The sequence below is a fragment of the Celerinatantimonas sediminis genome, from assembly GCF_046054195.1.
GTDB lineage: Bacteria > Pseudomonadota > Gammaproteobacteria > Enterobacterales > Celerinatantimonadaceae > Celerinatantimonas.
On record NZ_JBEQCS010000030.1, the window covers coordinates 1 to 22,195 of the forward strand.

A 22,195-nucleotide genomic window follows, 5' to 3' on the forward strand; every position below is an offset into this window, starting at 1 on the left:
ATCTGCCACCGGCGGCTTACCGAAAACAACTGGGAAACTCTACTTTAGAACTGTCTCATTAATGGGGAAGTGGACACTGCCACTGCCCCTGATGCTGAGCACAAACTTGAGCAAAGGCTTTATGGCCGACACCTTGCGAGGCATATTTTCTTAACACAAAAAACTGCTCCATATCCCAGAGTGCTTGGCATTGTGGGTATCGCCGCACCAGAGCAAAGCCCGCAATATTTTGATCCACATAGATAAAATAGGGAATATAGGAGCTGTTCGGCAGCTGCCAATAGGCAGATAAGCTCTCTGGATTAAAACTATATTGCCCATCACTGTTGGGATTTAACTGCAAAAATCCAGACATCTCATAGATATAGTAACCAAACAGGTTTTCTATAATATGGCGTTGGGCCGGCAATACTTGCTGAAGTGATAAATTCAAAGCAACCTCATACAAAAGAGCAAATTATAAATCGTTTGATGTGTGCTGTCCGACGAAATGGCCAACGGTTCGTTTAATTAGCCGAATAGATGCTTTTGTTTGCATACAAAACCTCTTGTAGTCGGATAATAAAGTTTGATCATTTTTGACGTTTTATGATGATTATGCCTGACTCATTTTTACCCCTTTCCTGCTTGGAGCAATTGTTCAGGCACGTCTTTTCAAGACTGTTTTGCTATATCAGAAGTTATCAGAGAATCCGTGTGTTCTTTCTCAGTGTACTAAGTGACAATATTCAAAATTGCCTTTATTTATAAGAGTTATAGTAGGATATGTGAATTGAGTCTTTTTTATTAAGGTTAGCTGTGTGAGTTTTAAAGCGTTAGAAGATTTACTTATCCAAGATAAAGCGGAGCGAGAAACTTTCTTAGCGTCATTGGGACCTTGGTCTGATTCGATTTGTGTTGCCAATACGCAAGAAGAGCTCTCAGAAATTTTTAATCATACGAGCCAGGTATTAATTAAAGAATTAGGTGAACCAATATATCAAGGCGATGGTTCTATCATCTCTTCTGATGCTCCGGAGCCTAATAATTATTTCGATGCAACAGAATCATCTGTAAGAATTGCATGGTGGAATGGGTTTGGTGGAGAGGTCGCACTATTTCACACAAGTCATGATGCAGATACCCTTCAATTTATTATATTGGCAATATCTGCAAGTTGTGTGCAAGCAAACGCCTAACAAGGTGAAGCAATTGACAAAATACATGAAAACCAAAATGACGCGCCAAGTATTTTGCAATTGAGCTTAGCGTTATGTAACAAGGAAATATCGCGCATGGAAATACTTACGCCTAGACTGAAGATGGCTCAAATTACGGACAAAGATTGGATGTTATATGAGTCTTTACATCATGACCCAGCTGTTATTCGTTTATGTTTCGATGAACCATCGTTTTCGCAAATAAAGGAAAAGTTTGAATCAAGACTTCCTTCGTGGTCTAAAACTTCAGCAAATTGGCTATGTCTTACAATGACGCTACGGGAAACTGATGAAAAAATAGGTGTTACTGGTTTTCACCTTGTCGATGGTACTGCAGAGGTGGGGTATTTAATTCTCCCTCAATATCATGGTCTCGGATTCGGTACAGAATCATTGAAGGCATTGACCAATTGGGCTTCCAATGAACAAGCTATTACAGCCTTTAGCGCAGTAGTCACAGAGGGCAATGTTGGTTCAGAGCGAGTTCTTATCAAAAGTGGCTTTTCGCTAAAAACAGTAGTGCCCAATGCCTACGAAATCGGCGGAAAACTATATGCTGACCACATTTATAGCATCGAAAATATTGTTACATAACAAAGCAAATCAACGGATACTTAACGCTTGGGTGCTTGTTGTTTAAAGTTATAAATATGCTTTGGCAGTAGTGAAAGCGCCACTGTGTTTATATAGATACCGTCATCTGGTCGAAAATGCTTTTCTAAAGGTTAAGAAATACCGAGCGGTTGCCACTCGGTATGAAAAATTAGCCAGAAACTATGAAAGTGTGGTCGCTCTGGCATTTTCTCTTATGTGGCTACCTATGTGGGTTGACTAATATATGTACAACAAAGATCAACACGCTCTAGTGTGGTCAAAAAAAATGTCTAACAAGTCGCTGCAATTGACAAAATACATGTCATGAATTTTGCAACTAAGCTCAGCGTTATATTTATCCGGTTGATGAACAATGTTTGAAGAAAAAGAATATTTTATTTCCAGTGTCGAGGACAGAGACCGAACTCCTGAAGATACTGTATTGGAATATATAAAGGTATTCACTAGGTGGTCCAAACACTGTCATTCTTGGATAAAGGAGAATAAGGCCACCCCCAAGCAATTGACAGAAGTTGGTGCAAGGAATGTTCTGGATGCAATTCGAAATAAATACTGCGTTTCAAAGAATCGGCAGTATTCTCGCAGCGATGCGGGTCATTACTATATTGGTGGAGCTTCTAAGGTTTACTCAGAAATCGACTATACGAATCAATTGGGTAGTGACACTGTCGAAGTTTATACAAAATCGAATACAGTGAAACGGCTCAAAAGCTACAAGTTTATTGTAAAGAAGGTGGGGGCTATATGGAAAATAAGTGCTTTATTCAGCGATTCAGGTCAAGGTCGTTGGCGTGATGAGGAAATATAGTATTAACAAAGGAGCTAAAATATAACAAAGCAAATCAATGGACGCTTAACGCTAGGGAGCATGTTGTTTAAAATTTATTTGTCGCAGTAATATTGAAGTTAGCGCCACTATTTGCGGCGTTATGTGTAGCACAGAATAGAGAACAAAATGAATAATCAAGATTGTATAGATAAAATATCCGAGGCGCTGGCTAGTCTTGAACAGAGAGGAGAAATAGTTTTGACTTCGGTATTTCCAGAGAAAGTCTCTCAAGACATATTTAATGCTGCAATTAAGTCTTGGCTGGAGGCCAATATAGATTCTCAAGAGCCTATTGAAATTGGAATTCCCTATCTTCTTGAAGAGATTTCTAATGAGCTGGTACGCAAATTTTCTCTACAGGTCGACCACGCAAAAGAAACTACAAATGAATACTATACGAAGTGGCTTCAACACTGCTCTATGAAAGAAATAGCCGAGATTTTCTATCACGAAACACCTAGTGAAATGGCAAATCGAGCATATTACTCGCTCGTGTTAGGCAACGAGGATAACAGGGATATGAAGTATATTGACTGGCGTATGAACACTAAAAACACATAACAATTTTTCCAACAGGACATTTTTTACAGTGGAAGTTAAAATTAGAAGAGCCGAATCAGCGGATGCTATAGCCATAAAAGAAATATACGAATGTGAAAATGCTTATACAGGGACATTACAACTACCATACCCATCGTTAGAAACATGGGAAAAGCGGGTTTCAAATCAACCGGAAAATATTTATCACTATGTTGCATTATTAGATGGTGAAATAGTAGGCAATATTGGTTTTGAAGTTTGTAAAAGTCCTCGCCGTCGCCATGTTGGTACTTTTGGCATGGGAGTCAAAGATAATATTCAAGGACGTGGGGTTGGTAGCCAATTATTAGCCGCAGTTGTAGAGCTTTCAGACAAATGGTTAAACCTAAGACGTTTAGAAGTAGAAGTTTATGTTGATAACGAACGGGCAATTAATCTGTACAAAAAGTTCGGATTTCAAATAGAAGGTGAATCAGTAGATTACGCCTTTAGAAATGGTGAATATGTAAATGTTTATCATATGGCGCGGTTGGTAAAAAATGTATAACAAGTCGCTGCAATTGACAATGCTGAAAAAATTTTTTGCCCCTCAGCATCTTTAACCAAACGCCCTTATGCCCGCCTATCGTTATGTGAGATTACTGATTCAACCTTGCTTTTAGTCGTTCACGAGAACTAGATAGATGTAAGCGCATAGCAGCTCGAGCTGCATCCGGGTCCCTTTGTTCTATCGCGTGACAGATTTGTTCATGCTCTCGAAGAGCTAGGATCTTGCGACTAATCGGAGTGATCTGCTTTTGTGCCACTAAATTGCTATCAATATATTTAAGTAAGCCAAGGAAATGCGGATTCTGAGATGCGATGGCAATGGCATAATGAAAATTCAGATCAGCTTGAAGTGGCATTTTTTCTTCATTAATCAAGCTTTGCATTTGCCTAATAGTCGTTTTGATCCGCTCTAAATCCTTATCGGTACGATTTTTCGCCGCCATCAGCGCTGTTTCTGCTTCTATCGCAATACGTAAATCTAAAATATAACCAAGCTCATCAGCTGCCGAGCCGCCAGTGTGTCTTAACTGAAAATCCATTGTCGGTTTTGGCAATACAAAGGCACCTTTTCCCTGACGAGTCTCGATAAGGCTATTTGCACGCAAATTAGCAATCGCTTCTCGTATAACCGTACGACTTACGTCAAATTTTTCGATGAGCTCATATTCTGTGGGAAGCTTATCTCCCGCTTTGTAGGTTCCATTATCAATAGCGTTGACAATTTCTTGGACCACTTGAGTTGATAACCGTCCATGTCGGTTCGTTTGCATTGGATTTTCCTATTTAAACACGTATTAATATTTGTATTACAAATTTAAAAAACATGTCAATGATGAATTAAATATAAATTGTGATACATATCATGAGTTGTGAAAATTAATCAAAAAATGCAATAAAACCTATTAAATATGGGACTCAATCATCATTTATCTGAAAAACCTCCTGCTAAATTAAAACCATATTTTAAATATAATATGTATGACAAATTTAAATTTGCAGTGAATGAGGTAGAACATGTTCCGCTACAATTTCGATGAAAAATTGAGTTTTTATAAAGCAATCTATTATGAGTTTGACCCCATCCCTTTGCCCCGCGTATTCCAAGATGGTACCGGAGGTCTTGGCCAATTTGCCCCAGAAAGAGGCTGCATAGAACTCTATGACTCTCAAGGATTTGTGGCTCACTACTTAGCAATTGATAAAACATTTATTGATACCATCTTGCCACTGATACTAACGGGAGAAACGAAAACCTTTAATCAATGGCGAGAATTTTTATATTGGAAAGTAAGAAACAGCGGCTTTCAAAGTGAAAAAGCAGTCTGTTTAGGAAAAATGGACACCTTAATGTTGGACTTACTAGCGCAGCATAAAAATATGCCATTACATCGCTTTTTAGGTGCAACAAAAGATTGGGCAAATGCCTACAAAGGTGGTGGCTCCATTTTATTAGAAGACTCAGAACTCGTTGATGATATGCAACGTTATGTCAGCGAAGGTTATAAGACCGTCAAATTTAAAGTGGGAAGCGCAGACATTGAGCGAGATTTACGCCGCGTTGATAAGGTTCGCTCAGCTCTTGGTCACGACATTGAAATTGCTGTGGATGCTAACCAAAAATGGGATGTTGCAACAGCTACAAGATTTGCCCAATTAATTGAGCCTTATCACCTCGCCTGGCTTGAAGAACCAATCCATGCAAATGACATGAATGGAATTCGTAACTTAAAAGAACAAGGGATCAATGTGCCAATCGCATTTGGCGAGTCAATGAGAATTAGTTATGAATTTGAAATATATGCAGAAAAAGGTGTTGATGTTTTACAACCCTCAGTTGGCCGCATGACAAGAATGGATGATTTACTCGCCATTAGAGATCTTGCTCGCGATAAAGGGTTGCGATTCACATCAGGCGGACGCGTTTATCTATGTGCATTATTTGGCACCTTATTCAATGAGAATGAACTAATTGAATTTCATGAGCCAATCAGCCAGCCGATGAGCGAATATGCCTTAAATATCCCTGAAGAACGCGATGGACGATTCTACTTACCTGCTGATATTCCAGGTAATCCACAACGATTAAATCTCGAGAAATTAGAGTACGAAGGTCTATTGCGATTCAAAAAGTATTTTTATTCCAATCGATAATTCCCAATTTAGCCAAGGATTTTCATAATGAAACTTATTAAATCAATATTAGGGATTACCCTGGTACTTAGCTTAGTAACGCTCACGGGTTGTTTTGATCAAAAATCTAATAAAACAGAAACATCCCAAACCAAGACAGAATCATCTGTTCAACAAGATAAATCTTTAGCATGGACGGATAACACTGTTACTCTCTATATTCCAGGCAAACCAGGCGGAAGTTCAGATTTAACAACTCGCTTTCTTTCTAATGGCTGGACTGCCAAAACGGGTATTAATTTTACGGCTAAGAATTTTAACAGTACCGTTGCAAGTTTTACTCAGTTATCTTCTCGAAAACCTAATGGAAATGAGTTAAGCATTACTCACTCAGCTATCTTTACCCAGTATTTAACTGGTGCCTCTGATATCAATCCACTAAAGGATGTCACGCTTATTGCTCATATGGGCAATAATGGATTACGAGCTATTGCAGTGCGTAAAGATGCTCCTTATAACACGTTTGCCGAACTTATTAGTTACATGAAGAAAAATCCAAATACAGTTAAAGCTGGGATTTCACCAAATGGAACGACGCAATTTTTACTAGGCACTTTAGAACATAATCTAGGCATTAAGTTTAAATATGTTGAAGCTTCACAAGAAACCGATAGATTAACGAGCCTAGCCGGTGGCTTCATTGATTTAGGGACAGTTTCTTTATCCAATGCAAAAGAATATGACCAAGCTGGGAAGTTAAAAATCATTGGTACCGTTGGAGCCAATGGCGCTGTGATTAGTGATTTTCTTGCTAAAGCGCCAGAAAATTATAAAACATTGCAAGAAATGGGTTATAAAAATTGTTACGCAGTAACCAATTATTATGTCATCGGTCCTAAAAACATGAGTGATGCATTGGTTCAAAAAATTAATGCTTCATTAAAAAATCTTGCAGATAAAAATAACCCTTACTACATCGGCATGAAAGGTATGGGACAAGTTGCACAATGGCAATCAGTTAAAGACTCATTAACTGAGTACAAAAACGAATTTCAAAATAAAGAAGCAGTAGCAAAATCTTTAGGCATCTATAGAAAAGAGTAAATATTATGTTACTGAAAAAAGACAGAATTATCAGCGTATTTTTTCTAGTAGTCGCGGCTGTATTGCTAGTGTTTGTAAAAGACATAAAAATACCGAATAACTTAACGGGGCCTGGGCCTAGAATAATGCCTTACCTCTCTATATTTTTAATGATTATCTGTTGTATTGGCGTTTTCTTCGAATCATTTAAAAATAAAGCAAAGCAAGAGCAAGAAAAACCTTTTCTCTCATTAGCTGGTTGGAAGAGGTTAACTACAATTCTTGGTATATTAATTGTCTACTCCATTGGATTACTGTATTTAGGATTTTTAATTGCCACACCATTTATGGCATACACCTTGATAAATATGTTAAGTGGTGAACACAAAATTTCTATTGTAACCGGAGTCGTTGCAGCAATTGTTATAACAGCAGCAATTTATCTATTATTTTCTGTTGGATTCAACGTAATGTTGCCACCAGGAATGTTACTTGATTAAGCAGGAGGTCTTATGGATGCTTACTTTTCAAGTTTACTGCTCTGCATAGAGCCGTTAAATTTAATGTTAATTCTTATCACCGCAGTGGTAGGTTTAATATTTGGTGCAATACCAGGTTTAAGCGCAGCGATCGGTATTTCATTGCTATTACCAATGACGATAGGCATGCAGACAACGCAAGCTTTTTGTATGCTCTTGTCGATGTATATTAGTGGTGTTTCAGGCTCATTTATTGGCGCAACCCTCATTGGTATCCCAGGAAGTTCATCTTCAATTGCGACCACATTTGATGCCTACCCTATGACTCAAAAAGGTCAGGCAACTCGAGCGCTCACTATCGGTATTTTAGCATCATTCTTTGGCACGATTGCTTCTATCATCATTGCTACTTTATTGAGCCCTGTGATTGCAGATCTAGCATTACAATTAGGTCCATGGGAATATGCCAGCTTATGTTTCTGTGCAATAACCCTAGTTGCAGCGCTCTCACAAGGTAGCATGTTTAAATGTCTACTTGCTACCTCAATAGGTTTAGCAATGGGCTGTATTGGGATGGATAAAGTTACGGGTGTCGCTCGTTATACATTTGGTGCCCATGAATTAGATGGCGGTATTAGCGTAATAGCTATTACATTAGGTATTTTTGCATGCCGACAAATCTCAATGAATTATGCAAAGGGAAATCAAGAGCTACCCGAAGTAAAAGATGCAAACATAAAAGGTATTGGGATTTCCTTAATCGATATCACCCATCACATTGGCGCGATTATTCGGGCATTTTTCATTGGCTTATGGGTTGGTTTTCTACCCGGTATGGGTTCTGGCGTATCAAATATGATTGCCTATGCTCATGTTAAGTCAAGTGATAAACATCCTGAAGAATTTGGCAAAGGTTATCCAGCGGGGATCTGGGCATCAGAGGTTTCAAATAATGCTTCTATTGGCGGTGCGATTATTCCAATGATTGCACTGGGTATTCCAGGCGATAGCATTACAGCAATGTTGTTAATTGGTCTCATGATTCATGGGTTACAGCCAGGTCCTCTAATGCTGACATCTAATCCAGATATCTCGTATTTGATTTTCGCAGGGGTACTGGTTTGCTGTTTACTCGTTTTGGGCATGCAGTTATTAACGAAGCGTTGGTTCCCTCTGCTTTTAAAAATTCCGTATCATTATCTATACAGCACAATCTTAATTGTTGCGTTTATTGGTGCTTACGGAACAGCCAACAGTATGTTTAGTATTTATGTCATGATCGGGTGTTGTATACTCGGTGTTATTATGGGAGTTGGTAAACTACCGATTAGTCCATTTATATTAGCTTTTATTTTAAGTAAAAGCTTAGAAGAGTATTTTAGAAAAGGGGTGAGCTATGCCGATGGTGATTACTCTGCTTTCTTTACTCGACCGATATCACTCATTTTTATTTTAATTGCAGTGATTAGTATTATTTGGCCAATAGTCAAAAAAATTCGTTCAACTAAGAAGCACCAGATAGTTATTGAAAACTATAAATAACAAATTTGGTCCCAGAGCAAGAGGCTAAACTAGATTCATCGTTCATTTATTAAAGCAATGGGACCTATATGCAGCACTTGCCAAGAATAGGTCCCAAATACCGATGAAGCAATAAAAGTAAGGCTCTAATATTTTTTATAGGCCACTTAACTCTTTTAAAAAGTCATCTGTCGTAATCTGACGGCAATAACCTTTAATACATGACACGGATTTATCATGACGTTCTTGACTCTGGGTTGCGCATGCATCGGTCACCATGGTGACTAAGTATCCCAGATCGCAGGCATCACGAATCGCACTTTCTACACATTGGTCAGTTAAGAAACCGCACACAATCAGATAACGCGTGCCAAGGTTGCGTAATACATAATCAATATTGGTTGAGACAAAAACGCTAGAAGATGATTTTGGCAACACAATCTCATCCTCAAGTGGCTTGATGGCATCAAATACTTCACCATCCCAAGAGCCTTTGGGAACATTAAAGCCGGTAATTTTATAATCCAAACTACGGTCTCGGCCATCTTTGGTTAAATTACAGATGACGGTGTACATCACTTCAACGCTTTTATCTCGACAAGCTTGTTGAATTTTGACCATATTTGGGATGGTTTCGTTTTCGATGGTATCGAAAAAATAACCAAATTTTTGGTTAAATTCAGCTTCGCTTAATCCTTTGTATTCACTTCCGTTGCGATGGGTACTGTAATTTTGCACATCGATAAACAGCAGTGTGGCTTTATCAGTTTCAATCGGTACGTTACGACTTAACACCTGTTCCATTTTCTTTCCTTCGTTAAATTAAGCGATATTCAGCTCATTCCAAGCTTTCGGTAAAACCTGCGCCAAGCGTTCAGCCCACTGCTGTGGTCCATCTGCTTGCTCAAGTAAGTCTTGACGAATTTCTAGTTCCACATAAGGCAATTGGCGCTCATAAGCATGTACCGGAACCGCATAGTCAGAACTATCCCCCACCGCATAGGGTTCATTGGCACCGACACACAATGCACTCTCCTGACGAAGATTAGCGAATACGAGGTTGGCATAATCTGCAAAGCGATCAAATAAGACGCCAACATGCCAAGGGCGAGACAAACCCTTAAATACGGGCGTAAAGCTGTGCATGGCAATCAAACAAGTCGGCAGATTTTGGCGCTGACGCTCATCTAAAAGCTTCGCAATTGCGTCATGGTATGGGGTAAAAATTTCTTGAATGCGAAGCTGTTTTTGCGCATTGGGTAAATCTATATTCCCCGGAATAAGCGTGCTTTCAGAAATCTCAGGAAATGCGCCGCTGTGAGATGGGCGACGATTACAATCAATCACCAACCTTGAATAATTTTGATAAATAAGTGGTGCATCAAGCAAAGCACTTAATTTCACAGCAGTATCTTTGGCTCCGATATCCCAACCGATGTGGCGATCAATTTCACTTTGTGGCAAACCGAGCTGATTAAGGGACGCAGGGATCCGTTTACTCGCATGATCGCAAATGATGACAAAAGGGCTGTGGCTCTCAAGCCGCGCAGAGCCAAATGCTTCAGGCTCATCATGCCCCAACAGGTGGGAAACTTCATCCATAGTTACAACTTCCTTAAATCGGCTTATTTACCGTTAATATTTGATGAATCTAATTGATCCCAGTCTTGCATCCGCTCAACCGCGGCCTGACCAAGATTCTGCATTAATTTTGAAATAATCACTTCAATCAGCGCAAATCCGCCAATATGGGTATCAAATGGCCAACGAGACTCGGTAATGACTGACAAAACTACTTTAGCCAGCGCAGACATTGGCGATAAATGCACGTCTGTTAATAAAATAATGGTGGCGTTTTGTTTGGCGATCACCTTGGCCAACTCATTAACATCCTGCTGATAACGGCGAAAATCCAAAAATACATAGACATCGCGGCGCGATGCATCTAGCGAATATTTGATGCGTTGGTGTCGATTCTCAGGCAATAACACTACATTGGAGCGCATTCGCTGGAGATGGCGAGCCAGATAATCAGCCAAAGATTGACTCACTCGCCCGCCCCCAATCACAATTCGTTTTTTGGGATCACTTAATAATTTAATCGTCTGCTCTAAATCATATTCAGGAATATTTTCCAAGGAAAAACGCAGCGCCCGGCTCATGTCATCAATGGCAGGTTGAATCCCCGAATCATTCTCTAGCTTGCCATCAAATTCACTTTCAAGCCGTTGCAAAGGGCCATTGGCTTGCAATGACAACTCGTTGCGAAGCGCCTGTTGAAAATCAACAAATCCCTCAAAGCCCAGATGTCTGGCAAAACGCACCACTGATGGTGAGCTGACATTCGCTAAATCAGCTAAATTTTGCACCGAACCCAGCCCGGAACTTGGATAATCCGCCAGCAAGGCGCGAGCAATTTTACGCTCTGATGGGCTAAAATCGGCTAATCCTGAGCGGATCTTCTGTGACAAAACATTCATGCTGCTTTCACTCTCAAAAAAACATAAATCTTATCGGGTCAAGTTGCTTCAAGGCTCTGCATGATTTATGCGAAATTCAGTAAATACAATTTGTATGAAGGACTTATAACCTAACAAGGTCCAAATCATCCATCAATCATGATGTCAAAACCAGCGTTAGAATCACTCGAATATCACGCATTTAAGAATCTAACATTTATTACAAATCTTTACTTTTTTCTTTTTTTGTAGCATACATAAAGAAACTCAGGATGAAAAGTTAAACCTCATCAAATTCAATTTGACCGTAAGGAGACGATATATGCCATCTGTTGAACCTGCTCAGTCTTGTTCAGGCAGTCACGAAACCAACTCACAGGATGCTGATACGCAAGGACAGTATCTGCTAACGTCGCTCATTGATTGCGCTGGAGTAATGCGCGGCAAAATTGTGCCGAAGAGCCGAGCAAAATCAGTTGCTAAAAGTGGTGTTGGGGCCTCTCCTTCATGGGCACTATTTTGTGCCGATAATGACATTGCTTGGATCCCATCCATTACCGCGGTAGGCGATCACCGCTTACGTGCTGACTTAAGCGCTGCGGTAGAAATCGATGACAAACTTAGCTGGGCACCTGCGGAAGTTTACGAACAAGAAGGTGACCATGGTTTCTGGTGTTCTCGTCATTTATTGCGTCAGCAATGCGAAAAACTAGCAGCGAAAGGCATCGAAATGAAAGTAGCTGGTGAAATGGAATTTTTCCTGCTGCCTAATGACGACAAACCCATTGATGGCTGGCAAGCATATGGCGTGAGTTCGCTTTTAAATAAAGAAGAATTTGTCAGTGAAGTCGTTCAAACATTTGCACGCTTAGGGCTTGGATTAGAGCAATTCCATGGTGAATATGGCAACCAACAATATGAGCTTTCGCTAAGCCCAGCGGACCCGATTCGAGCCATGGATAAAATAGCTCTAGCTCGATTACTCTTAGGACGCATTGCTCGGCGCTATGATTGTAAAGTGAGCTTCTCCGCGCAACCTGCTTTAAATTCAGTCGGCAATGGTGCGCATATTCATTTCTCCTTTACTCGTGATGGCAAACCGCTGCTATCAGCAGCTGACGGTCCCCACGGTATTAGTACCGATGGCGGCGCTATCATCGCCGGTATTGTCGATCATCTGCCAGAACTTGTTGCCCTGCTCGCCCCGTCGGTACTCTCTTGCGAGAGGTTAAAACCAGGGCATTGGGCGGGTGCTTTTGCCTGTTGGGGAATGGAAAATCGCGAGGCGGCCGTGCGTTACTGCAGTGCAAATCCATCGAACCCTTATGGCGCCAATATTGAGGTGAAATGCATCGACCCATCGGCTAACCCTTATGTAGCTTGCGCGGCGGTATTAATGATGGCCAACGCAGGATTAGAAGAGTCTTTGCCATTACCAAAAGAAACCACAGTTGACCCAGCCTTGCTTGATGAAACAGAGCGAGCGAAAGGCCATGTTGTGCAACTGGTTGACAGTCAATCAGCCATTTTAGAGCGCCTTGAACAAAGTGCTCTAGCCCAAAGCGAATTTCCGCCACAGATGCTTGAAGCGCTGGTCGCTGTTCGCCGGTTGGAGATGAAAAATTATGCCAACAAACCTATAGAAGAGACCATTCAAGCGCTGCGCTTTGCTTGGTCTGTCTAACCTAAAACTATAAAAAACTGACGCGCAAACACACCCCATAAGGAACATGAAATGAGTCAGAGTCAACAAACAAAGAGAAAACTCAAGCTGTGGGAAGCTCTCGCCCTCTCACTAGGACTAGTCGGGCCGACGTTAGCTATGTCAGGCAATGCTCAAGGGCTTATCGATTCTGTCGGCAAAGCTCTGCCACTGGTCTTTTTATTTGGTTTAATTGGTGTCGCGTTTATCGCCTACGGCTTTATTCGTCTAACCAGCTACTACAATCATACTGGCAGCGCTTATGCGCTAGTGGGCATTACCATTGGTCCCAAAGCGGGATTCTTTTCTGGCTTTGCGCTATTGGTGACGTATCTGTGCTTTTCTATCGGCACACTCTCAGCATTTGGCGCATTTACCAACGCCTTTTTAGCAGCGTTATCACCGGATGCCGCTCACCCATTTCAGATCCCATGGTTTATCACGGTGCTTGTCGGCGTGTTTTTTTCATGGCTGTTAAATAACCGGGAGAGCCGAGTCGTTGCGCGAGTACTGATGGCAATTGAAGGTTTTGGCATTGTTTTAATGTTGATTCTAGCAGCTGTTATTTTGATTCATGGCGGCCATTCACAAGCAGGAACAGCCATACATCACAGCTCTATTTTTAGCCTCAACGGGGTGAGTATTGAGGCGGTGATGGGCGCAGTGGTTGCAGCGTTTTTGTCATGGGCCGGATTTGAAGCATGTGCCACGTTAGGGGAAGAAACAGACAATCCTAAACGTAACATTCCTCTGGCATTGCTTGGTTCAATTGTGCTCACAGGGGCATTATTCATCTTGATGATGTATGTGCAGGTCATTGGCTTTGGCACGGATGCTGCTGGTTTAAATGCATTTAAAACATCAGCCAACTCGCTGGGTACTCTTTCTGAACAATATATCGGTGCAGCCTATGGATTACTGATTATGTTTACCGCGCTGATGGCCGCATTAGCTTGTCATCTGTCTGCTTCAGCCACAGCGAGTCGCCTGCTCTATGCTCTGGCGCGAGACGGATTTGGGCATCGCTCTTTAGCAACGGTTAACAGCCACAAACAACCACACAACGCTCTCACGGTTGTATTGCTTGTTTGTACCGTGGTGAACTTTTTATCATGGGTATCAGGCAAACCCGATATGGGCACAGGAACCAGTTCATTAGATAGTTACTTCTATTTTGCAATTATTGGTTCAATCTGCCTGATGATTACTTATCTGATGGTTCAGTTTGGTGTGATTCGCTTTATTTTAAGCGCCAAAGCAAAAATAGCGATTTGGGAAGTGATCTTTCCGATTCTGGGCAGTGCGGTGATGTTAGTCTCTTTGTACTTTAACTTTAAAGGTAACAGCGACCTACTCAGCCCACCATTTGTTGCAGTTGCCTGCTGCTTTATTGGTCTGGTGATTATTATCCTAGCGCCGAAACTTGCACAAAATATCGGTCATTCATTATCTAAAGAATTTACTGAAACCGAAAATCAAGAGGTTGAGCTAACCAAACAAGCTGAACTAAGTTAAGCCAACTTAAATAAGCTGGCTATCAACAGCCAGCTTACTCCCCTTTTTAGATTTAAGAACTCCATCTCTTAAACTTCAGTCAGCTCTTTGCTTGGAGCTGACTCTTTTTTGCTTTTGCCAGGGCTTATCACTAACGCAATCCCAACTAAAAAGATACTACACGAAACCCACTGAACCAGAGACAACTGCTCACCAAACATGAGGTAACCACTGATTAAAGCAAAGATAGACACTAATAAAGTAAATGGCGCCATTAAATTTAACGGGTATTTCACCACCATCTTATTCCATATCCAGTAACCGAATAGCGTCGTCGGATAAGCTTGAAATAAAACGGACAACCAAGCATGCTCATTCCACAAGCCCAATGAGTGAGTGATTACACCCGGGCCATGAATTATCATCGCTAACAGCAGCAACGGAATGGGAGCACACAACATTCCCCATAAATTAAATGCAAATACCGACGTGCCTGCATATTTACGCACGACCACACTGCTTAATGGCCAACAGATAACGGACACCAACATCCATAGACATCCCATAAGCGTTACATTGCCGTTGGTTGCACTGATGGAGATGACTAGTCCCAGTAGCGACAAACCAATCGCCAAGGCCATTTTAGTTGAGATCACTTCTTTATAGACTAATACGCCAACGACAACAGAGGTTAAAACATCTGTTTGTTGAAGTACCGATGCCATGCCAGAAGATAATCCAAAAGTAATCGAGCTTAACCCTGTTCCCCATACACCGACACCAAACACAACACCGTACAGCACAAGGTAGCGCCATTTCACCGCAGGTTTACGAATAAAGAAGACCATGGGAACAGCGGCGAAGAAAAATCGAGCACTAGCAATCACTAATGGATCGATTTCACTCACCCCCAATTTAATCATTGAAAAATTAAATCCCCAAATTGCCATGACCAATAATGTCAGGAATAAATCGCGCCTTTGCATCTGCTCTCCAGTGCTGATATTGAGAGATGCAGTATCACTTGCATACGACAATCAGTACAGATACAATTTTTTAAAAATTAACCGGTACAGTTTTGCAATGAGTAACAAATACCAACAACTCGCCAAGCGCTGCATTGATGACATTAAAGCGGGCAAACTAGCCATTGGGGAACGCATGATCTCATTGCGTAACTTTGCCAAAATTCATCACGTTAGTATTTCAACGGTGGTAAGCTGTTATGAGGAACTACGGGCACAGGGGTGGATAGCAGCAAAAGCACAGTCAGGATTTTACGTGTGTACCCCAACATCCAAACTAGCACCAGCCCCTGTATGGAACAGTTTTGAGCGAACACCTGCGGTTATTGCCAGTAAAAAAGCGCTGCCCAGAAAACACTCCGGTCCACTTGGCGTTTCCACTTTGGAGCTTAGTGAACAAACTGAACGAGAGTTTAGCACTTGCTTAAAGCGCGCTATTCGCCGATGCTCTCGCCAGCTCACGCTCTACCCTGAAGCAAGCGGTGAAAAGAGCCTAAGAAGCGCGTTAGCCGGGCATTTTAGCCAGTTAGGATTTGCCCTATCGGCTGATGAACTCGTCATTACGCATGGCTGCTTAGATGCAGTAAAATCAGCGCTGTTATCGGTGACTCAAGCAGGTGATACAGTCGCTGTCAGCTCGCCTTGTTTTCATGGACTACTATCCACACTTTCAGCTCTGAAATTAAAACTTATTGAGCTCCCCTCAACCAACGATGGCATTGATTTAGATGAACTCGAATCATTATTAGCACAAGGAACTATTCAGGCAGGGTTATTTTCAACGACGCATATGAACCCGCAAGGCATTACCATGTCGGTTGCCCAAAAGCAGCGCTTGGCGAAACTTGCCACTCAATATCGCACGCCAATGATCGAAGATGATGTCTATTTCGAGCTAAGCCATACAGAACACGCCATACTGCCAGCTAGTTTTTATGACACCAGCGGCTACATGATCTGGTGTGGTTCGATGTCTAAAACACTCACACCGAGCTACCGGCTCGGATGGTGTCGCCCAGGACGATTTTTAGCAGCTTATTTAGGACAAAGTGAAGAAGTGGCGACCTTTACACAGCTGGCATTGGCAGAGTTTATTAGCTCTGGCGCTTACGTTAAGCACCTAAAACGAGCCCGCAAACAACTTAACCAAAATAAACGGGAATATCTGGAATTTTTAAGTAAAAATCTGCCAGAACACAGCCAAATCACCCATCCTGATGGTGGATTAGTTTTATGGCTGAAAATACCCGGGTTGCAAACCGAGCAATTAGAGCAACAAGCACAAAAAGCAGGCGTCGATGTTCGTATTGGTTCGCAATTTACCCAATCGACCCGCTATCAAGATTGCTTGCGGATTAACATTGGCTTTGCAATGACAGAGCAAATCAAACACGAATTAACCCTGCTCATAAAGCTCATCAGCACTTGTCAAAAACTGGCTGCCTGAAGCTTAGCAAATAGCTAAGAGTTAGAAGCCACCACCTGCAATAACGGCCAGTGCTGTAGCCAGCCTTTGGTATGGATACGCTGCTTAAAAGAGCGAAAATCACGCTTTGGATTAAAACTTACTAATCCACCAAATAGCGATTCAAAACCAAACACGGCAATACATTCAAACTGGCCTGGGTTCACTTGGCGAATTCCAATAGCTGTTTCTTTCTCAGGCCAATAGCTCATCGCATCGATAGTACTATCATATGGATTATCGTGATTGCGCTCATGCATAAGAGCCTGATTTCGCACCTGCCAGTTTAATTCAGGGATCTGAGCTTTTAGCCGCTGCTGATAATGCATAAATTGATCAGAGCTTGCTTCATTTTTATCAAAATAGACAACATCTACATCATTAAGCTCTGTGGGTTGCGATAACTCATGCAGATAATCCCACACTAGATTTCGAACGAATCCAGCGGCAATATAACATTGTGGCAAATTGAGCTTAGCGACACACTCAAGAGCCGCTACACGCAACAAGTCTTTCTGAACTAATTCAATAATTTTTCGTTGGTAATGATTCATTAGATCTCTAAAATAACTGTATAAATACCCAATAATAGTTACCGGCAATTATTCCCTATTAATTATATACAATTTATATAGTAAAACTAACGTTAATCGTGAAGTCAGAACATCTAATCGTAAAAATCAAAGAGCCATTCCAACAAATATTAAAGATACTTATACCCTTTAGATATTACAATATTATCCAATGGCTATAATTATCTAATTTGGGATCTCAATCATAAATCTGATGATAGTCGATTATGTCTATCTATAAGATGGGACAAAATAAAATGACACATGAAATTTCATACATTCCAAGAATTTACAAAGATTTACTTAATATCCCACACAAAGAAAAAGATAGTGTTAAAGAATATATAAATTCACCCGATTTTATATACTACCTTCTATTGAATAGTTATATATAAAAATGGCGATGAGTTTCATATAACATTTTAATTTTATTGAAACTATACCACCCTATTATACTAGGAAAAAATAATTAACTATAAAAAAGTAGCTAAGCATAAAGTCCTGATCGCTCAAAACATGGGAAAAGTTTCTCTATGGAATAACTAAAATACACATCCGATATTAATGATATATTTAATATTAAGGAAGATATAATGATTAGCGACTTAGAAATTAAAATGCTACCTCACCAAACACAATACTTATTTAAACTGATTGGTTTTTTAGATGGGTACACTTTATTAAAAGAATTTGGAGGACAAGACATTTATATTCCACAAAATCCTAACCGAAGCAAGTTAATTAAATTCATATCATCACAAAGTTTAACACAATTAAGTAATATCTATGGCGGTACTTATATCTCAGTTCCAACTACCAAAAAAATTGACACATGTGCAAGAAACAATTTAGTGATTAATGATCTAAAAAATGGCTATAGCCGAGCTATCATAGCTAAAAAGTTTAATCTAAGCGTCAGGCAAGTTACTAATATTAAAAGAAAATATTTTTCATATATTTAAAATAAAATTGGTCAATAGTTATTGTTGGCCAATTTCATTTTCAACATAAGCTATTCGTGAAGCCATTGCAATAACATGCTTATCTCTATAGAGCTTCTCTAACTTCTCTTAAATATGTCTCTACCAATGAACTAAAGAAATTTCATATCGACAAGAGCTTTCTCTCTAGCTATGCTCGAACTTCTTTAGGCAGAGTTCAATCAGACATTGGAGCTATAGTGGCCGAGCGACAAGATGCAGTTGAAACAATTTATGAGCAAGCAAAAAATAATCAGTGGCAACAGGTCCTAGCAGCGTTTATCTACGACTTCTTACTCGCTCAAAAATGTAGTCATTACCAAAAACCTTCATCAGGTTGGACATTCTTGCACCAAGCTGCCTTTTTTGGCCATGAAACAGCTTGTCGACAATTGATCCGTTTTGGCGCTCACATTGATATTCAAGATAATGCAAAAAAGAGTCCCTGTGATATAGCAAAAGAACATCATCATGAGCACTTAGCTAAGCTTCTTGAACATGCCAAGTTTAAAAAGGATTCTCTTTGGTCACCGCCTTCAAGCTCAGACTTACTTGCAAGCAGCAACCTTTGGAATGAAGCGAGTGAGCGAAAAGCGGTGCAACAAATGAATGTTGCCTATGGGGGAGCTTCAATAGCGATCCCCGTGGGATCTCGCTATTTTGTTGATTCATTTGAGCGCATCTTAGTTGGCTGGCATGGCACATATGATCCGCCATGTGATATGGATGCGAATCCACAAGTTTAACGCCGACATGTCTCACCATTATTTGGCGTTGGCTAAGCCATATATGCCATTATTTTAAACACTACCTTCAGTCTCAATGACCAAAATTCTGGCCTCTCCTTTTGGACAGGCCACATGCTCAGTGCCAACTGAAGCGTGAAAGATATCACCACTGGTTAATAATACTGACATTTCTTGGCCGGCTTGTTTATAAAACATCTCGACAATGCCATCGAGGACCACAAACACCTCTTCACCATCATTGATATGCCATTTATAACTCTGGTCGGTCCAATGCAGCCGTGTCGTAATGCCATTCATGTTGGCAATATCAAGCGCTCCCCAAGCTTTTTCGGCTTTAAATTCTTTGGCTTTGATAATCTTCAAGGTGACTCCCAATAGTAATTCGACATAACCACTAATCCAGCTCTTGCACTTCATCAAAAAAGAATTTACCTGTGGGATGAAGCGCGCTCCAACTGGCATTCAACTTTGCGTGAGTACCTTTTGTGAAAAGTCCAACAACTTCAAGACGACTCAATGAGCGCCAATGCTCAGCATTGGTAAAATGCTCAGGTAGTTTATACTCGGACAACATATCTGGAAATGAAACATCAATATAAGCTTCTTCTAAGCTTGGAAAGTTACTATTAAATAGCTGATCTACACTATTTTGAGTTAGTGCTTTCGGGCCAACACCAAGCGCTGAAATAACCTCGATATTCAGCTGTGTTAAATGCGGCAAGCTCACCGGTTGAGTCAGCTCAAAATAGCCCGATACCCAAAGCTGTTCAAGATTTGGAGCAGCTTTCAATAGCGCAGTGATATCACCGAGCATCCCAACCGCATCCCCGGCATTATGAAACAGCATACACAATCCCAACCCTAAGCTTTTTAAATTGGGCCACTCTCTTTGGCTGAGTAATGACACAATCTTTCGATAATCTAACGAGTGAGACAGAGGAAATGTTGAAGTTCCAATCGTCAGTTGCTGCACTTGATTTGGAATATGTGAGCGAACAAAAGGTTCAATTAAATCAACTGAATCAGCGCCCATTAAGAAGAAAAAACTATTGCTATGCGCTGGGATCTGGTAAAGCGTTTGCCAATTAAACAGCTCTGTTTGTGGAACACCAAACAAACAACTATCCTGTTCGATACTCCCCCATTTTTGGGCCTGGAACACGCGCTGCTCTTTTGGCAGTTTTAATACAGCTTGTTGAAATGCGTGCTCGACTGAATCATGGTGCATTCGATGTTATCCGATTATTGGCCATCAAATTCATGGTAATAGAGATGACAATTTTCTTTAAAATGAATCATTAAAGCTTATCACGTTTGTTATCAAACTTAATATTAATCATATTCAATCTTAACTAAGTTAAACCCCATCTCTGCTGCTGACTGCTGAAGAGTCGCGATGGCATCTTTATGGCGGTTCATCTGCCTGAGTGATGCAACAGTGACCACAAACACGAGTACTGATATATAAGCTAATAAATTTAAAATATAAATTGTAAACCCAAGGAGGGCTCCAAATATCAAAATATATAATAAAGTGACTCTTGTTAAATGCGCGAGTCGGTTGGTCACTATGGCTAATTTCTGTTCATATTCTTGCTGAAACTGAATATTTAAATCGCAAAGAACATTCCCACTTGTCAATAAACTCATGTTGTTAAACATCATCAATTATCTAAAGACCCAATAATATCATTAAACTTATCAACAATAATGATTAATCTATTGTTTTATATGAAATTAAAGCCCAATAACTTTTGAACTCTCAATTTGTAAGCGAGATGATATGGCTCTAGTGGCAGCAGAAGTAATTGCTCTATCTTCGTTTGACAATGACAGTGGCACTCAAACAATTCATCCGCCATCGCAATACTTTCTTTAAGAGGGTGGGCCTGATTAGGCCAACAGACAACTCGATATAACTCACTCACAAACGATTGTAACTCTATCCCATTATCAGCATAGAAAAATGCTAACTCTCCGACTTCTAGATCAATTTCGATATCACCATCAACTTTAAAATCATCTTTAAGTAAAATGGATGCTTGCTCAAGGCAGTTAACTTCGCTCAATTTAATGAGCCATTCGGGAGTGTTCGTTGCAAAATGTTGAGTATAAGCCCATAAAATGAGTTGGTCATATGTTAAAGGGCCATAATCAATGAGGTGCAATAAGAAGTTAATATCGTCAATAGTCAACGGGTTAGGGTCTAGCGGCATAATGTAATAGATTGTAATGAATAGATGGTAATCGGTTGAAAACCTCGATTCTCACCATTGTATAATGACACTAAAATTAAGCAACATACCAACGTGCCAGTTCACCTAGCAATGCCGCTTACCGCCCCTAATCAGGAAATTTTTAACGTCAGCTAAAAAATATCGTCAACCTGCAGCAACGAGTCATTCAATATCTGTCGAAGCTCATCAACCGAAATTTCACGATTTAAGCAAAGCGTTAGCTGATCGCACAATAGTTGCCACTGCTCATCAGATGCCCTATCTAGTTCACGTGATGAAATAAAGTGAGGGAAAGAGTCTCTTAGGATCTCACAGCCTTCACTATATGACAAAACACGTTGCCCTGTTCTGGCATTAAAGTTAATCGATTGAACAATATAGTCACAGATAGGATTAAATGGCACCGTATAATGATTTGTCATCGCAAATGTCCTTGTCTAAACATCAATTCGGCAAATCAGCAAATGGGCTAACATAGCATCCAAAACCCATCGCTTTATGAATAAGTTTAGAAAGAACCAGCATTTTCACTACGTCGGTGAGCACATATTTGAAAAAATATCGACA

The 22,195-nt window shown here is 40.5% G+C and carries 26 protein-coding genes and 1 pseudogene; 15 read left to right on the plus strand and 12 right to left on the minus strand.

Annotated features, from left to right (window positions below; all coding sequences use genetic code 11):
* Window positions 1–58: 58 nt before the first annotated feature.
* On the minus strand, window positions 59–433 hold the full coding sequence (locus tag ABTQ23_RS20450; RefSeq protein ID WP_408617619.1) for a GNAT family N-acetyltransferase: 375 nt from the start codon (window positions 431–433) through the stop codon (window positions 59–61).
* 367 nt (window positions 434–800) lie between these two features.
* Between ABTQ23_RS20450 and ABTQ23_RS20455 the strand changes: the two genes are divergently transcribed.
* From ABTQ23_RS20455 to ABTQ23_RS20480, 6 genes and pseudogenes are all read left to right on the plus strand, one after another.
* Complete coding sequence (locus tag ABTQ23_RS20455) at window positions 801–1,178, plus strand: hypothetical protein (protein ID WP_408617620.1); 378 nt, start codon at window positions 801–803, stop codon at window positions 1,176–1,178.
* Between the two features lie 96 nt (window positions 1,179–1,274).
* Window positions 1,275–1,793 (plus strand): GNAT family N-acetyltransferase, encoded by a 519-nt coding sequence (locus tag ABTQ23_RS20460; protein ID WP_408617621.1) that lies wholly within the window; start codon window positions 1,275–1,277, stop codon window positions 1,791–1,793.
* A gap of 85 nt (window positions 1,794–1,878) precedes the next feature.
* Window positions 1,879–2,034 (plus strand): annotated as a pseudogene (locus ABTQ23_RS20465) (transposase); the annotation flags it as partial.
* Between the two features lie 132 nt (window positions 2,035–2,166).
* The gene (locus ABTQ23_RS20470) at window positions 2,167–2,622 is read left to right on the plus strand and encodes an NTF2 fold immunity protein (RefSeq protein ID WP_408617622.1); all 456 of its coding nucleotides are present in this window, start codon (window positions 2,167–2,169) and stop codon (window positions 2,620–2,622) included.
* 147 nt (window positions 2,623–2,769) lie between these two features.
* A complete protein-coding gene (locus ABTQ23_RS20475) occupies window positions 2,770–3,204 on the plus strand; it encodes a hypothetical protein (RefSeq protein ID WP_408617623.1) in 435 nt (144 codons plus the stop codon).
* 28 nt (window positions 3,205–3,232) lie between these two features.
* A complete protein-coding gene (locus ABTQ23_RS20480) occupies window positions 3,233–3,730 on the plus strand; it encodes a GNAT family N-acetyltransferase (protein ID WP_408617624.1) in 498 nt (165 codons plus the stop codon).
* A 91-nt stretch (window positions 3,731–3,821) separates the two neighbouring features.
* On the opposite strand, the gene ABTQ23_RS20485 is transcribed toward ABTQ23_RS20480, so the two are convergent.
* Complete coding sequence (locus ABTQ23_RS20485) at window positions 3,822–4,502, minus strand: FadR/GntR family transcriptional regulator (protein WP_408617625.1); 681 nt, start codon at window positions 4,500–4,502, stop codon at window positions 3,822–3,824.
* A 244-nt stretch (window positions 4,503–4,746) separates the two neighbouring features.
* Between ABTQ23_RS20485 and ABTQ23_RS20490 the strand changes: the two genes are divergently transcribed.
* The 4 genes from ABTQ23_RS20490 to ABTQ23_RS20505 are packed head-to-tail and all read left to right on the plus strand — an operon-like array spanning window position 4,747 to window position 8,966.
* Window positions 4,747–5,883: an enolase C-terminal domain-like protein gene (locus ABTQ23_RS20490; protein ID WP_408617626.1), complete on the plus strand. Its 1,137-nt coding sequence runs from the start codon at window positions 4,747–4,749 to the stop codon at window positions 5,881–5,883.
* A gap of 27 nt (window positions 5,884–5,910) precedes the next feature.
* Entirely contained in the window at window positions 5,911–6,966 is a 1,056-nt protein-coding gene (locus tag ABTQ23_RS20495) for a tripartite tricarboxylate transporter substrate-binding protein (RefSeq protein ID WP_408617627.1), read from the plus strand.
* Window positions 6,967–6,971: 5 nt separating this feature from the next.
* Window positions 6,972–7,445, plus strand: a complete 474-nt coding sequence (locus ABTQ23_RS20500) for a tripartite tricarboxylate transporter TctB family protein (protein WP_408617628.1) — start codon at window positions 6,972–6,974, stop codon at window positions 7,443–7,445.
* A 12-nt stretch (window positions 7,446–7,457) separates the two neighbouring features.
* A complete protein-coding gene (locus tag ABTQ23_RS20505; RefSeq protein ID WP_408617629.1) occupies window positions 7,458–8,966 on the plus strand; it encodes a tripartite tricarboxylate transporter permease in 1,509 nt (502 codons plus the stop codon).
* Window positions 8,967–9,101: 135 nt separating this feature from the next.
* Here the strand turns inward: ABTQ23_RS20505 and ABTQ23_RS20510 are convergent, their stop codons facing one another.
* Genes ABTQ23_RS20510 through ABTQ23_RS20520 form a run of 3 tightly spaced genes read right to left on the minus strand, consistent with a single transcriptional unit; the run spans window position 9,102 to window position 11,425 of the window.
* Entirely contained in the window at window positions 9,102–9,749 is a 648-nt protein-coding gene (locus ABTQ23_RS20510) for a cysteine hydrolase family protein (protein WP_408617630.1), read from the minus strand.
* Between the two features lie 18 nt (window positions 9,750–9,767).
* On the minus strand, window positions 9,768–10,547 hold the full coding sequence (locus tag ABTQ23_RS20515; RefSeq protein ID WP_408617631.1) for an N-formylglutamate amidohydrolase: 780 nt from the start codon (window positions 10,545–10,547) through the stop codon (window positions 9,768–9,770).
* 23 nt (window positions 10,548–10,570) lie between these two features.
* Window positions 10,571–11,425 carry a MurR/RpiR family transcriptional regulator gene (locus ABTQ23_RS20520; protein ID WP_408617632.1) on the minus strand — a complete coding sequence of 285 codons (855 nt, stop codon included), beginning with the start codon at window positions 11,423–11,425 and terminating at the stop codon, window positions 10,571–10,573.
* Window positions 11,426–11,726: 301 nt separating this feature from the next.
* Between ABTQ23_RS20520 and ABTQ23_RS20525 the strand changes: the two genes are divergently transcribed.
* Window positions 11,727–13,088: a type I glutamate--ammonia ligase gene (locus tag ABTQ23_RS20525; RefSeq protein WP_408617633.1), complete on the plus strand. Its 1,362-nt coding sequence runs from the start codon at window positions 11,727–11,729 to the stop codon at window positions 13,086–13,088.
* A 51-nt stretch (window positions 13,089–13,139) separates the two neighbouring features.
* Window positions 13,140–14,621: an APC family permease gene (locus tag ABTQ23_RS20530; RefSeq protein ID WP_408617634.1), complete on the plus strand. Its 1,482-nt coding sequence runs from the start codon at window positions 13,140–13,142 to the stop codon at window positions 14,619–14,621.
* 68 nt (window positions 14,622–14,689) lie between these two features.
* Here the strand turns inward: ABTQ23_RS20530 and ABTQ23_RS20535 are convergent, their stop codons facing one another.
* Window positions 14,690–15,586, minus strand: coding sequence for an EamA family transporter (locus tag ABTQ23_RS20535; protein ID WP_408617635.1), 897 nt, complete (start codon window positions 15,584–15,586; stop codon window positions 14,690–14,692).
* A gap of 97 nt (window positions 15,587–15,683) precedes the next feature.
* Here ABTQ23_RS20535 and ABTQ23_RS20540 point away from each other — a divergent pair, with 97 nt between their 5' ends.
* Window positions 15,684–17,072, plus strand: coding sequence for an aminotransferase-like domain-containing protein (locus tag ABTQ23_RS20540; protein ID WP_408617636.1), 1,389 nt, complete (start codon window positions 15,684–15,686; stop codon window positions 17,070–17,072).
* Between the two features lie 14 nt (window positions 17,073–17,086).
* On the opposite strand, the gene ABTQ23_RS20545 is transcribed toward ABTQ23_RS20540, so the two are convergent.
* A complete protein-coding gene (locus ABTQ23_RS20545; RefSeq protein WP_408617637.1) occupies window positions 17,087–17,644 on the minus strand; it encodes a nucleotidyltransferase family protein in 558 nt (185 codons plus the stop codon).
* Between the two features lie 611 nt (window positions 17,645–18,255).
* On the opposite strand from ABTQ23_RS20545, the gene ABTQ23_RS20550 reads away from it, so the two are divergent.
* Both ABTQ23_RS20550 and ABTQ23_RS20555 read left to right on the plus strand, forming a co-directional pair.
* The gene (locus ABTQ23_RS20550) at window positions 18,256–18,624 is read left to right on the plus strand and encodes a Mor transcription activator family protein (protein ID WP_408617638.1); all 369 of its coding nucleotides are present in this window, start codon (window positions 18,256–18,258) and stop codon (window positions 18,622–18,624) included.
* 218 nt (window positions 18,625–18,842) lie between these two features.
* Window positions 18,843–19,388, plus strand: coding sequence for an ankyrin repeat domain-containing protein (locus ABTQ23_RS20555; protein ID WP_408617639.1), 546 nt, complete (start codon window positions 18,843–18,845; stop codon window positions 19,386–19,388).
* Between the two features lie 54 nt (window positions 19,389–19,442).
* Here ABTQ23_RS20555 and ABTQ23_RS20560 read toward each other — a convergent pair whose 3' ends face one another.
* The 5 genes from ABTQ23_RS20560 to ABTQ23_RS20580 all read right to left on the minus strand — a co-directional run bounded on the left by ABTQ23_RS20560 (window position 19,443) and on the right by ABTQ23_RS20580 (window position 22,050).
* Entirely contained in the window at window positions 19,443–19,808 is a 366-nt protein-coding gene (locus ABTQ23_RS20560; RefSeq protein ID WP_408617640.1) for a cupin domain-containing protein, read from the minus strand.
* Entirely contained in the window at window positions 19,786–20,619 is an 834-nt protein-coding gene (locus ABTQ23_RS20565) for a hypothetical protein (protein ID WP_408617641.1), read from the minus strand. Before ABTQ23_RS20565 ends, ABTQ23_RS20560 begins: the two co-directional genes overlap by 23 nt.
* Window positions 20,620–20,723: 104 nt before the next feature.
* Window positions 20,724–21,041 carry a hypothetical protein gene (locus ABTQ23_RS20570; RefSeq protein WP_408617642.1) on the minus strand — a complete coding sequence of 106 codons (318 nt, stop codon included), beginning with the start codon at window positions 21,039–21,041 and terminating at the stop codon, window positions 20,724–20,726.
* A gap of 77 nt (window positions 21,042–21,118) precedes the next feature.
* The gene (locus ABTQ23_RS20575) at window positions 21,119–21,607 is read right to left on the minus strand and encodes a hypothetical protein (RefSeq protein WP_408617643.1); all 489 of its coding nucleotides are present in this window, start codon (window positions 21,605–21,607) and stop codon (window positions 21,119–21,121) included.
* A gap of 152 nt (window positions 21,608–21,759) precedes the next feature.
* The gene (locus tag ABTQ23_RS20580) at window positions 21,760–22,050 is read right to left on the minus strand and encodes a hypothetical protein (RefSeq protein WP_408617644.1); all 291 of its coding nucleotides are present in this window, start codon (window positions 22,048–22,050) and stop codon (window positions 21,760–21,762) included.
* Window positions 22,051–22,195: the final 145 nt, after the last annotated feature.

What these genes read in the sequence shown, in the direction of transcription:
- ABTQ23_RS20460 (WP_408617621.1), top strand. Translation starts at nt 1,275, where the DNA reads ATGGAAATACTTACGCCTAGACTGAAGATGGCTCAAATTACGGACAAA.
- ABTQ23_RS20470 (WP_408617622.1), top strand. Translation starts at nt 2,167, where the DNA reads ATGTTTGAAGAAAAAGAATATTTTATTTCCAGTGTCGAGGACAGAGAC.
- ABTQ23_RS20475 (WP_408617623.1), top strand. Translation starts at nt 2,770, where the DNA reads ATGAATAATCAAGATTGTATAGATAAAATATCCGAGGCGCTGGCTAGT.
- ABTQ23_RS20485 (WP_408617625.1), bottom strand. Translation starts at nt 4,502, where the DNA reads ATGCAAACGAACCGACATGGACGGTTATCAACTCAAGTGGTCCAAGAA.
- ABTQ23_RS20490 (WP_408617626.1), top strand. Translation starts at nt 4,747, where the DNA reads ATGTTCCGCTACAATTTCGATGAAAAATTGAGTTTTTATAAAGCAATC.
- ABTQ23_RS20495 (WP_408617627.1), top strand. Translation starts at nt 5,911, where the DNA reads ATGAAACTTATTAAATCAATATTAGGGATTACCCTGGTACTTAGCTTA.
- ABTQ23_RS20500 (WP_408617628.1), top strand. Translation starts at nt 6,972, where the DNA reads ATGTTACTGAAAAAAGACAGAATTATCAGCGTATTTTTTCTAGTAGTC.
- ABTQ23_RS20505 (WP_408617629.1), top strand. Translation starts at nt 7,458, where the DNA reads ATGGATGCTTACTTTTCAAGTTTACTGCTCTGCATAGAGCCGTTAAAT.
- ABTQ23_RS20510 (WP_408617630.1), bottom strand. Translation starts at nt 9,749, where the DNA reads ATGGAACAGGTGTTAAGTCGTAACGTACCGATTGAAACTGATAAAGCC.
- ABTQ23_RS20515 (WP_408617631.1), bottom strand. Translation starts at nt 10,547, where the DNA reads ATGGATGAAGTTTCCCACCTGTTGGGGCATGATGAGCCTGAAGCATTT.
- ABTQ23_RS20520 (WP_408617632.1), bottom strand. Translation starts at nt 11,425, where the DNA reads ATGAATGTTTTGTCACAGAAGATCCGCTCAGGATTAGCCGATTTTAGC.
- ABTQ23_RS20525 (WP_408617633.1), top strand. Translation starts at nt 11,727, where the DNA reads ATGCCATCTGTTGAACCTGCTCAGTCTTGTTCAGGCAGTCACGAAACC.
- ABTQ23_RS20530 (WP_408617634.1), top strand. Translation starts at nt 13,140, where the DNA reads ATGAGTCAGAGTCAACAAACAAAGAGAAAACTCAAGCTGTGGGAAGCT.
- ABTQ23_RS20535 (WP_408617635.1), bottom strand. Translation starts at nt 15,586, where the DNA reads ATGCAAAGGCGCGATTTATTCCTGACATTATTGGTCATGGCAATTTGG.
- ABTQ23_RS20540 (WP_408617636.1), top strand. Translation starts at nt 15,684, where the DNA reads ATGAGTAACAAATACCAACAACTCGCCAAGCGCTGCATTGATGACATT.
- ABTQ23_RS20545 (WP_408617637.1), bottom strand. Translation starts at nt 17,644, where the DNA reads ATGAATCATTACCAACGAAAAATTATTGAATTAGTTCAGAAAGACTTG.
- ABTQ23_RS20550 (WP_408617638.1), top strand. Translation starts at nt 18,256, where the DNA reads ATGATTAGCGACTTAGAAATTAAAATGCTACCTCACCAAACACAATAC.
- ABTQ23_RS20560 (WP_408617640.1), bottom strand. Translation starts at nt 19,808, where the DNA reads ATGAAGTGCAAGAGCTGGATTAGTGGTTATGTCGAATTACTATTGGGA.
- ABTQ23_RS20565 (WP_408617641.1), bottom strand. Translation starts at nt 20,619, where the DNA reads ATGCACCATGATTCAGTCGAGCACGCATTTCAACAAGCTGTATTAAAA.
- ABTQ23_RS20570 (WP_408617642.1), bottom strand. Translation starts at nt 21,041, where the DNA reads ATGAGTTTATTGACAAGTGGGAATGTTCTTTGCGATTTAAATATTCAG.
- ABTQ23_RS20575 (WP_408617643.1), bottom strand. Translation starts at nt 21,607, where the DNA reads ATGCCGCTAGACCCTAACCCGTTGACTATTGACGATATTAACTTCTTA.
- ABTQ23_RS20580 (WP_408617644.1), bottom strand. Translation starts at nt 22,050, where the DNA reads ATGACAAATCATTATACGGTGCCATTTAATCCTATCTGTGACTATATT.